General features: G+C 46.4%; 12 protein-coding genes, 1 other RNA gene and 1 other annotated feature. Of the genes, 11 read left to right on the top strand and 2 right to left on the bottom strand.

Features of this window, described 5'->3' with window-relative positions; all coding sequences use genetic code 11:
* Positions 1-15 precede the first annotated feature (15 nt).
* Positions 16-465 (top strand): D-aminoacyl-tRNA deacylase, encoded by a 450-nt coding sequence (gene dtd / locus AB1L08_RS04455; RefSeq protein ID WP_413063476.1) that lies wholly within the window; start codon positions 16-18, stop codon positions 463-465.
* A 198-nt stretch (positions 466-663) separates the two neighbouring features.
* Here the strand turns inward: dtd and AB1L08_RS04450 are convergent, their stop codons facing one another.
* Positions 664-1,929 carry an N-acetylmuramoyl-L-alanine amidase family protein gene (locus AB1L08_RS04450; RefSeq protein ID WP_413063475.1) on the bottom strand — a complete coding sequence of 422 codons (1,266 nt, stop codon included), beginning with the start codon at positions 1,927-1,929 and terminating at the stop codon, positions 664-666.
* Positions 1,930-2,088: 159 nt separating this feature from the next.
* Here AB1L08_RS04450 and AB1L08_RS04445 point away from each other — a divergent pair, with 159 nt between their 5' ends.
* From AB1L08_RS04445 to AB1L08_RS04425, 5 genes are all read left to right on the top strand, one after another.
* On the top strand, positions 2,089-2,262 hold the full coding sequence (locus AB1L08_RS04445; protein WP_413063474.1) for a hypothetical protein: 174 nt from the start codon (positions 2,089-2,091) through the stop codon (positions 2,260-2,262).
* A 53-nt stretch (positions 2,263-2,315) separates the two neighbouring features.
* Positions 2,316-2,545: a binding site (T-box leader), on the top strand.
* 61 nt (positions 2,546-2,606) lie between these two features.
* The gene (gene hisS, locus AB1L08_RS04440; RefSeq protein WP_413063473.1) at positions 2,607-3,878 is read left to right on the top strand and encodes a histidine--tRNA ligase; all 1,272 of its coding nucleotides are present in this window, start codon (positions 2,607-2,609) and stop codon (positions 3,876-3,878) included.
* A gap of 13 nt (positions 3,879-3,891) precedes the next feature.
* On the top strand, positions 3,892-5,703 hold the full coding sequence (gene aspS, locus AB1L08_RS04435) for an aspartate--tRNA ligase (protein WP_413063472.1): 1,812 nt from the start codon (positions 3,892-3,894) through the stop codon (positions 5,701-5,703).
* 100 nt (positions 5,704-5,803) lie between these two features.
* Positions 5,804-5,990: non-coding RNA, 6S RNA (gene ssrS, locus AB1L08_RS04430), on the top strand.
* A gap of 142 nt (positions 5,991-6,132) precedes the next feature.
* On the top strand, positions 6,133-6,897 hold the full coding sequence (locus tag AB1L08_RS04425; protein WP_413063501.1) for a tRNA threonylcarbamoyladenosine dehydratase: 765 nt from the start codon (positions 6,133-6,135) through the stop codon (positions 6,895-6,897).
* Positions 6,898-6,932: 35 nt separating this feature from the next.
* Here AB1L08_RS04425 and AB1L08_RS04420 read toward each other — a convergent pair whose 3' ends face one another.
* Positions 6,933-8,204, bottom strand: a complete 1,272-nt coding sequence (locus AB1L08_RS04420; protein ID WP_413063471.1) for a replication-associated recombination protein A — start codon at positions 8,202-8,204, stop codon at positions 6,933-6,935.
* A 119-nt stretch (positions 8,205-8,323) separates the two neighbouring features.
* On the opposite strand from AB1L08_RS04420, the gene AB1L08_RS04415 reads away from it, so the two are divergent.
* The 5 genes from AB1L08_RS04415 (at position 8,324) to AB1L08_RS04395 (ending at position 12,486) form a co-directional block, all read left to right on the top strand.
* Positions 8,324-8,992 carry a YczE/YyaS/YitT family protein gene (locus AB1L08_RS04415; protein ID WP_413063470.1) on the top strand — a complete coding sequence of 223 codons (669 nt, stop codon included), beginning with the start codon at positions 8,324-8,326 and terminating at the stop codon, positions 8,990-8,992.
* A complete protein-coding gene (gene cymR, locus AB1L08_RS04410) occupies positions 8,989-9,408 on the top strand; it encodes a cysteine metabolism transcriptional regulator CymR (protein WP_413063469.1) in 420 nt (139 codons plus the stop codon). The genes AB1L08_RS04415 and cymR overlap by 4 nt, the downstream gene beginning before the upstream one ends.
* Before the next feature lie 23 nt (positions 9,409-9,431).
* Entirely contained in the window at positions 9,432-10,580 is a 1,149-nt protein-coding gene (locus AB1L08_RS04405; protein WP_413063468.1) for a cysteine desulfurase family protein, read from the top strand.
* 14 nt (positions 10,581-10,594) lie between these two features.
* Entirely contained in the window at positions 10,595-11,710 is a 1,116-nt protein-coding gene (mnmA, locus tag AB1L08_RS04400) for a tRNA 2-thiouridine(34) synthase MnmA (protein WP_413063467.1), read from the top strand.
* A 107-nt stretch (positions 11,711-11,817) separates the two neighbouring features.
* Positions 11,818-12,486 carry a tetratricopeptide repeat protein gene (locus AB1L08_RS04395; protein ID WP_413063466.1) on the top strand — a complete coding sequence of 223 codons (669 nt, stop codon included), beginning with the start codon at positions 11,818-11,820 and terminating at the stop codon, positions 12,484-12,486.
* Positions 12,487-12,503: the final 17 nt, after the last annotated feature.

The following is a 12,503-nucleotide window of genomic DNA, read 5'->3' as shown; positions in this document are numbered from 1 at the left end:
GGGGCATGACGGATAGTGAAAATTGTCTTGCAAAGATGCAAACAAGGAAAAGTAATGATTGATGGCGAAACGGCAGGCCGTATCGGAAAAGGTTTTGTATTGCTTGTCGGCATCACCCATGAAGATACTGAAAAAGAAGCGGAGTGGCTCGCCGATAAAATCGTAAACTTGCGTATTTTTGAAGATGAGGCCGGTAAAATGAACCGTTCCTTAAAGGATGTTGCAGGGGCCATCCTGTCTGTATCGCAGTTTACGCTTTATGCCGATTGCAGCAAAGGCAGGCGCCCGAGCTTTGTGGAGGCCGCCAGGCCCGACTGGGCAAGGGAGCTGTACGATCAATTCAACGAAATGCTGCGAAACAAAGGTATACATGTAGAAACGGGGATTTTTGGGGCGATGATGGAGGTTGATTTGATCAACGACGGGCCGGTGACCTTGATTTTAGAAAAGAAGCATAATGGGTAAGCCGCCAAATTCGTTCAGGCAAATATACTGCTAAAGAGCTTTGCTGCTTCCGGCTTGGAAGTTAAAGCCTAGTCGAAGCGAGAAGGAACAAGGGAAAGGACCTGAGCCAGCTGCTTCGATGGCAAAGGCCCCTTTAGTTTAGCCAGCGCTTGCCTTGCAAAGGTTTTTTGTTGTGCTTCGGCGATGCCTCCTTTGTTCCTAATTGGAGAAATAATCCTTTAAACCTTTTACAATGGCTGTTGTAACGGTATCACGATACCGTTTCGTATCAATGGCCTGCTCTTCGGCTGCATTGCTCAAATAGCCCAGCTCAAGCAATATGGAAGGCTGGCTGTTTTCCCTGAGTACGTAGTAGTTGCCAAACTTCGTACCGCGGTCTTTCAATTTGATCTCATTGCCCAAATGCCAATGAATCGTATCAGCCAGTTTCTTATCATAGGAATAATAATAATAAGTCGTATGTCCGTTTGTAACCGTATCTTCGATGCTGTCGTAATGCAGGCTGATGAAGGCATCCGCCCTGTTTTCGATCGCTGTATTCGTCCTGTTGTATAGCGGAACATATTCGTCGCGGCTTCTCGTCATAATGACGTTAGCTCCAGCTTTTTTCAGCTTTTTGTCCAACAGTCTGGCTGTTTCCAGGGTCAAGTCCTTTTCGATCGTACCCAAGCTTCCTTTGGCCCCTTGATCATAGCCCCCGTGTCCCGCATCGATAACAACCGTTTTCCCGGAAATGCCGCCTCCGGATTGATGATGCAATACAGGCCTGTTTGTCGATGATACAACCCAACTGGCTATAAAGCCGGTTTTTCCATTGTCCGTCTTTATTTTGTACCAGTTATTTTTTTCGCCCATGACCTCATAAACTTCTCCGGCATGTGCCGTACCCAGGATTGGAGCTTCCAATTCGGGTTTTTTGCGAATGTTTGTCCCGTCATGAAGAATCGCTATATTGCGCTCTTCGGAAACGGATGCATCACGTTTGCCGGGGGATTTTTCTACATATTGTGCGCTTACCCATGCTGTCCCCGATTCATACGAGATTTCGTACCAGCCGCTGTTTTCCCGGATAATCTTCACTTTTTCGCCACTGTTTAATGTTCCGACAACATCACTGCTCGCAGTGGCATCGGCACGAACATTTAAACCATCCACATTTACCATGCCTGACTGCATTCCGGTATTTACCTGTTTTGCCGCCAGCCAATTGGCAATCCAGCCCGTCTTTCCGGAAGGGAGTTTGATTTCGTACCAATCACCCTGTTCTTTTTCAACAGGGTACGTTTCTCCCTTTTTAATTTGGGTAACGATAGAATGTGAGGTGCCCGGCTTTTCCCGTACATTCACCACATCGCCGGTAATTTCTACTGTGATGGAGTCGGCAGTGATCCAGGAAGGAAGATGAATGCATACTGCAATGAGCAGCAGAAGTAAAACGATCATAAGAAGCTTTTTTTTACCCAAAATATAACCGCCTTTCTTTCTCCGCCACATTATCTCATGGGGGAGGAAATTTAAGAAGGGGCTTGTCCATTTTTTCATTCAAAAAGAAATCCTTTTTCAATTATAGAAAATGTTTCTGTGGGGAACAATAGGAATAATATCATTATTGGAGGTTTTTACATGAGGGCAAACGAGAAAAGCCATCTCGCTTCTGTCAAAATTCCCCATTATACCGGGCTTGATTTTCAGAATATGCTGGAAAATGATCCGATTTTTGAAACGAAACAAGATCTGGAAATGGGATTATCGCATTCTGAACGAAATGCTTTAAAAAGAAAACTGGCCAAAGGCTAAACCTGTTGACAAAGTTTTTACGCATTCGTATGATTAAGAAAGTAAATGAAAATGAAAAACCGATGATGGAGAAAGTAATCGGGGTCTTATTTGAGCAGAGAGGAAATATCGCGGCTGAAAATATTTCCACAAATATTCCGGTGAAAGACACTCCGTAGGAATCCGCTTCGAACGGCATTGATGCCCGGTAGGGGAAGGACGCGAGAACAGGCGTTATTTGTGAAAGTGAAAGCGAAATGCTTTTATAAGGGTGGCACCGCGGGAAATAACTCTCGTCCCTTGTTGTTCAAACAAGAGACCGGGAGTTTTTTATTTTAGAATAAATGAACAAGGGGGATGTAAGCTTGGGTATTCAAATACCAAGAGGAACCCAGGACATACTTCCTGGAGAAGTGGAAAAATGGCAGCTCATTGAAAAAACGGCAAGGGATATTTGCCGAAAATACCAGTATAAAGAGATTCGAACGCCCCTGTTCGAACAGACAGAACTTTTCCAAAGAAGTGTCGGGGATTCAACGGATATTGTGCAAAAAGAAATGTACACGTTCACGGACAGGGGAGGCCGAAGCCTGACTTTGAGGCCGGAGGGAACGGCGGCCGTTGTCCGGTCCTACGCCGAAAATAAAATGTATGGGCAAACCGTTCAGCCTGTGAAATTGTATTACATTGGTCCGATGTTTCGTTATGAGCGCCCGCAGGCCGGCCGTTACCGCCAGTTTGTCCAGTTCGGCATCGAGGCGATCGGGAGTGACGACCCGGCGATCGATGTTGAGGTGATTTCACTTGCAATGGAGTTTTACAGAAAGCTGGGTTTGAGAAAGCTTCGCCTTGTCATCAACAGCCTCGGTGACCGTTCAAGCCGGGCGGCTCTTCGGGAAGCGCTCGTTTCCCATTTCCAACCGAATATCGGTGAATTTTGCAACGACTGCCAGCAACGGCTTAAATCGAATCCGCTTCGGATATTGGATTGTAAAAAAGACCGTGATCATGAGCTCATGAAAACAGCTCCTTCCATTCTTGAATATTTGAACGAATCTTCCCGCGAATATTTCGAGAAGGTAAAAAAACTGCTGGAAGGAATGGAAATTGATTTCGTTGTCGATCCAAACCTTGTAAGGGGATTGGACTATTATAACCATACCGCGTTTGAAATTATGAGTGAGGCTGAAGGCTTTGGGGCCATTACGACTTTGTGCGGCGGCGGAAGATATGACGGGCTTGTAGAGGAAGTCGGCGGTCCGGATAAACCGGGAATCGGCTTTGCACTAAGTGTAGAGCGGCTTTTGAGTGCATTGGAAGCGGAAGGTGTAACGCTCCCGCAGGAGGAATCCGTTGATTATTTTATCATCGCCCTTGGCGAGGAAGCGGAAGACTACGCTGTCCCGCTTTTACAGCAGCTGCGCCGCGCCGGTTTTTCAGCGGATAAAGATTACATGGGCCGGAAATTAAAGGCCCAGTTCAAGGCGGCTGAAAGGCTGCAGGCCCAATATGCCGTCATTATTGGCGAAGATGAATTACAAAAAGGAAAGGCTCTTGTGAAGAACCTGGAAAATGGAGAGCAAAAAAGCCTGGACCTGGTAAATATCGTTGAACTATTGAAATCTGGCAATCAATAAGGAGGAGCATTGTATGTTTGGCAGAACGCATTATTGCGGCGAAATGGAAGAGAGCGCGATTGGAGAATCCGTTGTTTTAAAAGGATGGGTTCAAAGACGCCGCGATTTGGGGGGGCTCATCTTTATCGATCTGCGTGACCGGACGGGGATCGTACAAATCGTTTTTAGTCCGGAAACATCGGAAGAAGCATTGCAGATCGCCGAGACGATCCGTAATGAATATGTCATTGATGTAAAGGGAACGGTCGTAAAAAGGGATGAAAGCACGTTTAATCCTAAAATCAAAACAGGAACGATTGAGGTGATCGTCAAAGAAGTAACGATTATAAACAAGGCGAAGACCCCTCCGTTTATGATTGAAGATAAATCGGAAGCAGCAGAGGATATTCGCCTGCGGTACAGATATTTGGATTTGCGCCGTCCGGAAATGTTTGACGTGTTTAAATTGCGGCATGACGTAACCAATACCATTCGCAGCTTTTTAAATGACGACGGTTTTCTGGAAATTGAAACACCGATATTAACGAAAAGTACACCCGAAGGCGCAAGGGATTACCTCGTTCCAAGCAGGGTGCATCCAGGAGAATTCTATGCACTGCCGCAGTCCCCGCAAATCTTCAAGCAAATGCTGATGGTGAGCGGATTTGACAAATATTATCAAATCGCCCGCTGTTTCAGGGATGAAGACTTGCGGGCCGACCGCCAGCCGGAGTTTACCCAAGTGGATATCGAAACAAGCTTTATGGATCAGCATGAGATTATGGCCATGGTGGAAAACATGATGGTACGGGTGATGGAAAAAGCAAAAGGGATCAAGATTTCCACTCCGTTTCCAACCATTACGTATGACGAAGCGATGGCGCGTTTTGGTTCCGATAAACCGGATACCCGCTTTGAAATGGAACTGACCGATGTATCGGAGATCGTTAAAGACTCCGGTTTTAAAGTATTTGCAGGCGCAGTCCAAAAAGGCGGTCAAGTGAAGGCCATCGTTGTCAAAGGCGGTGCAGCACAATATTCAAGAAAAGATATTGATGCGCTCGGAGAATATGCCGGCAGATACGGGGCGAAAGGGCTTGCGTGGATGAAAGTGGAAGATGGCGGGATTAAGGGACCGATTGCCAAGTTTTTTGACGAAGAAAAAACGAAGCAACTGACGGATGCGCTCCAGGCAGACATCGGTGATTTGATTTTATATGTGGCGGATACCCGTGAAGTCGTAGCCGATTCCCTCGGTGCCCTCAGATTGAAACTGGGCAAAGATTTAAATCTTATTGATGAAACAAAATTCAATTTCTTATGGGTAACGAATTGGCCGCTTCTGGAGTATAACGAAGAAGAAAAACGGTTTACAGCCGCCCACCATCCTTTTACGATGCCTGTACGCGAAGATTTGGCGCATTTGGAGACGGACCCTGCCCGTGTCCGCGCCCAAGCGTACGACCTCGTATTAAACGGATATGAATTAGGCGGCGGATCTTTGCGGATTTTTGAACGGGACGTTCAAGAAAAAATGTTCAAAGCCCTCGGGTTTACGATCGAAGAGGCAAAAGAGCAGTTCGGCTTTCTATTGGAAGCATTTGAATACGGGACTCCGCCGCACGGAGGGATTGCCCTCGGCCTTGACCGGATGGTGATGGTCCTTGCCGGACGCCCAAGCCTGCGTGATACGATTGCTTTTCCAAAAACGGCCAGCGCCAGCGATTTGCTTATGAAGGCTCCTGATGAGGTCAGCAGCGATCAGCTGGAAGAGCTGCATTTGCGTTTAGACGGGCAGGCCATTAACGAGCTTAAAATGAAAAAAGAAAATCAGGGGAATATTTAGTCAATTTTACCGGTAGTAAACCCGACTATAAGATGACAAATTTCCCATTTGTTTTTAATTGATATATTCAAAACCGTATGTTAGTATTTATTCAACAAGAAAAGTCCTGATGTGTACGTCTCCATACCTTATCGTTTTGACCGACAAGTTTTAACTACGGGAGCCTGGTGTTTCCCGGCTGATGGCAAGCCTTTGTAAAAAGGACGCGTGAAGCCTGGAACAGGGCACCCACCTGCCGAGAGCGGGTTCAAAACAAAGGATTCAAAGACGGCACAATTGGGACTTTTCGTTTATATGGGGAAGGTTCGCAACGGGCAAAAAATATTGCCGGTTGCCTTTTTCATTTTGGGCCGCTTTTTTATTTTCTTGCCAGCAACCTGTTTTTCCATTATTCTTATTCCGAGTTCTAAACAATTGGAGTTGATGATCATGCTGCACCAGTTTTCCCGCAATGAATTGACCATCGGCAAAGAGGGGCTGGATCTTTTAAAACACAGTACCGTTGCCGTTCTTGGCATTGGCGGAGTCGGATCTTTTTCAGCGGAAGCGCTGGCCCGGTCCGGGATAGGCAAATTAATTTTAGTTGATAAAGACGTTGTGGACATTACGAATGTAAACAGACAAATCATTGCCCTGTTGTCAACGGTGGGGCAGCCGAAGGCAGACTTGATGAAAGAGCGGATTAAAGATATTAATCCTGATTGTGAAGTGATTGCGCTCAAAATGTTTTACACGGAAGAAACGCATGAAGAGTTCTTTCGGTATCCGCTTGATTTTGTCGTGGATGCATCAGATACCATTTCTTATAAAATCCATTTAATGAAAGAGTGCCTCACAAGAAATGTACCGATAATTTCCAGCATGGGTGCGGCAAATAAGATGGATCCAACAAGGTTTATGATCAAGGATATTTCCCAAACCCATACAGACCCGATTGCAAAGGTCATTCGGACAAGGCTCAGGAAAGAAGGGATTAATAAAGGGATTCCTGTTGTCTTTTCGGATGAAAGCCCGATCGTGGCGAGGGAAGAAGCATTGAAAGAGGTGGGCAATGAGCAATCTCATATTCGCAAAGCGAAAATGCCCCCTTCGTCCAATGCGTTCGTACCGTCGACAGCCGGGCTGATCATGGCCAGCTATGTTGTACGGCAATTACTGAAAGATATTCACATTCAGCGGGTTCATGATGAATAAGAAAAACGGGACGGAAAAATTACAACGTCCCGTTCTCATGGGTTTTTATTTATTTTTTCATAAACGGATGCAAGAGCCTGTTCAAATTTCCCTGTCTTTTTTGGTTTGTAATACTGTTTGTCGATTAATTTATCCGGCAAATATTGCTGTTTGACCCAGCCCGATTCATAATCGTGCGGATATTTATAATCGCTGCCTCTTCCCAGCGCTTTGGCCCCTTTATAATGGGCATCTTTAAGATGAAGCGGCACTTCCCCGCTCTTCCCCGCCCTGATATCGTGCAAAGCCTCGTCAATCGCTTTGTTGGCAGAATTGGATTTGGGAGACAGGCATAATTCGATAACCGCATTGGCGAGCGGGATTCGCGCTTCGGGAAATCCGATTTTTTCGGCCGTCATGACAGCAGCCAACGTCCTTTGTCCTGCCTGGGGGCTGGCAAGGCCGATATCTTCATAGGCGATCACTAGGAGCCTTCTGGTGATGCTCGGCAAATCCCCGGCTTCAATCAGCCTCCCCAAATAATGCAGGGCCGCATTTGCATCACTGCCTCGGATTGATTTTTGAAAAGCACTTAAAACATCATAATGGGCATCTCCATCCTTATCATGGGCAAGGCTCTTTTTCTGGAGGCATTCCTCGGCGATTTCGCGTGTAATATGGATGGCTCCGTCTTTTTCCGGTTCGGTTGAAAGTACAGCAAGCTCGAGGGCATTCAAGGCGCTCCTTGCATCACCGCTGCATGCGGCGGCAAAGTGGTTTAAGGCAGCATCGTCCACGAAAACATCATACTTTCCGAGCCCTCTTTCTTCATCGTCCAGCGCCTGATGCAACGCTTTCTTCATGTCCTCCTCATCCAAAGGAAAAAGCTCGAAGATTTGGCAGCGGCTTCTAATGGCCGGGTTAATTGCATGATAAGGGTTGCTTGTCGTTGCGCCAATTAATATAATCATCCCATTTTCAAGATAGGGCAAAAGAAAATCTTGTTTCGCTTTATCCAAGCGGTGAACCTCATCAAGCAGCAAGATCACTTTTCCGCTCATTTTTGCTTCCGCTGCCACGATTTCCATGTCTTTTTTGTTATTTGTTACGGCGTTTAATGACCGGAACGCATATTGGGTGCTTCCGGCAATGGCATTTGCGATCGATGTTTTGCCGATGCCGGGCGGGCCGTATAAAATCATGGAGGACAACTGTTTTGCCTTCACCATTCTGGCAATGATCTTTCCTTCGCCCACAAGATGCTGCTGTCCGATTACTTCTGTGATCGCGCGCGGCCTCATTCGATAAGCCAATGGCTGTGTACTCATACAATCCACTCCAAACTCCCGTTCTGTTTTTCATATATCTATCATATCAAATCGCTGCCAAATATGCATATTGGATAATGATTATGATATAATGGAGCAATGCAAAGGGGTTTCGGTATATGCGTAAATCAGATTATCTGCTCGCCCGTTTATTCATCTTTACTTTTGGACTTCTCGTCATGTCGTTAGGGATGGTACTCATGATTGTATCCGACTTTGGGGCTTCTCCCTGGGATGTCCTCCACGTCGGCCTTTATTATCAGCTGGGGCTTACGATCGGAACGTGGAGCATTATTGTGGGATTTGCCATTTTGGGCAGTTCCGGCCTCATGATGAGGCAGTGGCCCAAGTTTGGTGCCTATTTAAATATGATTTTAATTGGACTTTTTATTGATATGTTCATGATGCTTCCATTTATAACAGAGCCTGAAGGCTGGATAGGAAAAATCTTCATGTTTATGGCGGGAATGATCATTTATTCCTACGGAATGGGGATTTATTTATCTGCTGAGCTTGGAGCAGGCCCAAGGGACAGCTTTATGCTTGCTCTTACAGCCAAAACGAAATGGAAAATATCCAATGCGAGACGTTTTATGGAGGTCGCCGTTTTGGCGATTGGCTGGCTGTTGGGCGGCCCCGTGTTTATTGGTACAATCATTTTCAGTTTGGCTGCCGGGACGTTTATCGGTATTGCACTGCCGCAATGTCAGGCATTAACGAATAGATGGCTGTACAAAAAATCAAAAATACAAATGATGGAAGAAATAAAACGAGGTGCAAGTTTATGAAAATATCAACGAAAGGCCGCTATGGATTAACGATTATGATCGAACTCGGCAAAAGATTCGGGCAGGGGCCGATTTCTTTAAAATCGATTGCCCAGGCCCACAACCTTTCCGAACATTATTTGGAACAGCTGGCTGGACCGCTTCGCAATGCGGGACTTGTGAAAAGCATCAGGGGGGCTTATGGGGGTTATATACTCGCCAAGGAACCTTCGGAAATCACAGCCGGAGACATTATCAGAGTGCTGGAGGGGCCCATCAGCCCGGTTGAAGGGATAGAGGATGAGGAGCCGGCCAAAAGGGAATTATGGATAAGAATTCGTGATGCGGTCAAAGATGTTCTTGACCACACAACGGTGGAGGATCTGGCAAATCATCGGGAAGACGATGATGTAGAGCCTTATATGTTTTATATTTAATTTTTTGGGAACTGGTGGGAACAATGAAAACAATCATCTATTTGGACCATGCTGCTACAACGCCTGTACATCCACAAGCAGCAGAAAAAATGTTTAAACTGATGAAGGACGTGTACGGAAATCCTTCAAGCATTCATACTGTGGGCCGGGAAGCACGCCGTATTTTGGATGAAGCGAGAACAGCGATCGCCCAAACGATTCACGCAAAGTTCAATGAGATTGTTTTTACAAGCGGCGGAACTGAAGCGGATAACCTCGCCGTTATAGGCACTGCGCTGGCAAACCGGGAAAAAGGAAAGCACATTATTACTTCATCATTTGAGCACCATGCCGTTCTCGATGCCTGCAAGTTTCTGGAAGGTGAAGGATTTGATGTGACTTTTCTTGATCCTGATGCAAACGGGATGATTCACCCTGAAGAAGTAAAAAACGCTCTTCGCGCTGAAACCATTCTAGTCACCATCATGATGGCAAACAATGAAGTGGGCGCAATCCAGCCGATCAAAGAAATTGGAACGCTCCTTTTGGACCATCAGGCCTATTTTCATACGGATGCCGTCCAGGCATACGGTACGGAAAAACTGGATGTCAACGATCTTCATGTAGATCTTTTATCGGCGTCCGCGCATAAAATCAATGGACCGAAGGGCAACGGTTTTCTTTATGCCAGAACAGGAACCCGCCTAAACCCAAGGCAATTCGGAGGGGAGCAGGAGCAAAAAAAGCGGCCGGGTACGGAAAATCTCGTTTCCATTGCCGGATTTGCCGAGGCAGCCATGATTGCTGCCCAATCTTCGGATGAAAGAAGTTCCCATTATAGGGAACTGAAGGATACTTTTGTGGAAACCTTAAAAGCAGAAGGAATCCATTTTTCCATTAACGGATCCTTGGAGCATTCTGTTCCGCACGTTCTGAATGTCAGTTTTCCGGGAACGGATGTGGAGCCGCTTCTCGTGAACCTTGATTTGGCAGGCATTGCGGCATCCAGCGGATCGGCGTGTACAGCAGGATCACTGGAACCGTCCCACGTACTGACCGCCATGTTCGGCAAGGAAAGCGACAGAATCAGAAATTCTGTCCGCTTCAGCTTTGGACTCGGAAATACGGATGAACAAGTGAAAGAAGCCGCCAAAAAAACAGCGGATATCGTCCGCATGCTTCTTTCGGAGTGAAAGGAAGTATGACAATGAATAAAGCGCCGGAAGATACACGCGTCGTCGTCGGTATGTCGGGTGGTGTCGACTCATCGGTAGCGGCGCTTTTGTTAAAAGAGCAAGGATACGATGTCATCGGCATCTTTATGAAAAATTGGGATGATACCGATGAATTTGGCATATGCACCGCAACGGAAGATTACAACGATGTGATCAGGGTCGCCAACCAAATCGGCATCCCCTATTATGCTGTCAATTTTGAAAAGCAATATTGGGATAAGGTATTTACTTATTTTCTTGATGAATACAAGGCGGGCCGGACACCGAATCCGGACGTCATGTGCAACAAGGAAATCAAATTTAAAGCTTTTTTGGATCACGCCCTTAAACTTGGAGCAGATTATTTGGCAACGGGACATTATGCCAGAGTAGAGCGCAGGGGCGATGAAGTGGTCATGCTCAGAGGAGTTGACCTAAACAAAGATCAAACGTACTTTTTGAACCAGCTCAGCCAGCAGCAGCTGCAAAAAGTCATGTTCCCACTGGGCGGCCTGGAAAAAAACGAAGTAAGGGAAATTGCCAAAAAGGCAGGCCTTGCCACTGCTGAAAAAAAAGACAGCACCGGCATTTGCTTTATTGGCGAACGGAACTTTAAAGAATTCCTGAGCGGCTATCTCCCCGCCCAGAAAGGAAATATGGAAACGCTGGATGGCAAAAAAGTCGGCACCCATGACGGCCTCATGTATTACACAATCGGTCAAAGACATGGGCTGGGCATCGGCGGTGCGGGAGACCCGTGGTTTGTCGTCGGCAAAGATTTGAAACGCAATGTACTATACGTTGAGCAGGGCTTTCATCATCCTGCTTTATATTCAGACGCCATTTTGGCTGTAAATGCCAATTGGATATCCGAAAAAGAAAAGCCTGCCGAATTTTCCTGCACAGCCAAATTCCGCTACCGCCAGCCGGATGAAAAGGTAACGGTTGTCCGGCTGCCTGGAGAGCAGGTAAAAGTGATATTTGACCGGCCCGTAAGGGCGGTTACGCCGGGGCAGGCCGTCGTTTTTTATGACGGGGAAGTGTGTCTGGGAGGCGGAACGATTGATGAGATTTACCGGAATGAAAGCCGGCTTACGTACGTCGGCTGATCCATCCCCCTGTCAGTAAGTGAAGTGACAGGGGTTTTTGTATGTGCAGGCAGATCACCTATTTCGTATGATATAATGCTTATATTGACCAGTACGGAGTGTGACATATGAATAAAAATGTAAAAGGCATTGAATATTTACAGGAAGGTAATATTGAAAAAGCGGTTCAAATGTTTACGGAAGCAATTGAGGAAAATCCAAAGGATGCGGCCGCCTATGTCAATTTTGCCAACGTTCTGCTCTCGTTAAGCGAGTTTGCGCGGGCGGAACAATTTTTAAAACGGGCCGTGGAATTGGATGGGCAGGCTTCCGCCGCTTATTATAGCTTTGGAAACTTATATTTTAAGCAGGAGAAATATCCGGAAGCTGCGAATATGTTTCAAAAAGCGCTATCTTCGGGACATGAGTCGAATGACGTTCACTATATGCTGGGAATGTGTTTTGTCAATTTGGGGAGAAATGAGCTTGCGCTTCCGTATTTGCAAAGAAGCGTTGAGCTGGACGAAAAAGATGCCGAAGCCGCTTTTCAGTACGGACTTGCTTTGGCCCGGGCGGGTGTCCTGGAAGAGGCAATCAAGCAGTTCAAAACAGTAACGAAGCTCGATTCGAATCATTCCGATGCTTTTTATAACCTGGGTGTGGCCTATGCAGGCCATTTGGAAGATGCTGGCAAGGCAATGGATTGTTTCGAACGGGCACTTGCCATTCAGCCGGACCATCTTTTGGCGGCCAACGGCAAAAAAATGATTCAGCAAGCCTTGGAAAAACAAGAATAACCCGAAAGGGAGATTGT

Source organism: Siminovitchia jepli (assembly GCF_047228825.1).
In the GTDB taxonomy this organism is placed as follows: Bacteria; Bacillota; Bacilli; order Bacillales; family Bacillaceae_C; genus Siminovitchia.
Note: the sequence above shows the minus strand (reverse complement) of the source record. Positions and strands in the feature narration are given on the sequence as shown.

Bases quoted from the DNA above. Each gene is read 5' to 3' on its own strand.
- AB1L08_RS04445 (WP_413063474.1), top strand. From the start codon at position 2,089: ATGAGGGCAAACGAGAAAAGCCATCTCGCTTCTGTCAAAATTCCCCAT.
- aspS (WP_413063472.1), top strand. From the start codon at position 3,892: ATGTTTGGCAGAACGCATTATTGCGGCGAAATGGAAGAGAGCGCGATT.
- AB1L08_RS04425 (WP_413063501.1), top strand. From the start codon at position 6,133: ATGCTGCACCAGTTTTCCCGCAATGAATTGACCATCGGCAAAGAGGGG.
- AB1L08_RS04420 (WP_413063471.1), bottom strand. From the start codon at position 8,204: ATGAGTACACAGCCATTGGCTTATCGAATGAGGCCGCGCGCGATCACA.
- AB1L08_RS04415 (WP_413063470.1), top strand. From the start codon at position 8,324: ATGCGTAAATCAGATTATCTGCTCGCCCGTTTATTCATCTTTACTTTT.
- cymR (WP_413063469.1), top strand. From the start codon at position 8,989: ATGAAAATATCAACGAAAGGCCGCTATGGATTAACGATTATGATCGAA.
- AB1L08_RS04405 (WP_413063468.1), top strand. From the start codon at position 9,432: ATGAAAACAATCATCTATTTGGACCATGCTGCTACAACGCCTGTACAT.
- mnmA (WP_413063467.1), top strand. From the start codon at position 10,595: ATGAATAAAGCGCCGGAAGATACACGCGTCGTCGTCGGTATGTCGGGT.
- AB1L08_RS04395 (WP_413063466.1), top strand. From the start codon at position 11,818: ATGAATAAAAATGTAAAAGGCATTGAATATTTACAGGAAGGTAATATT.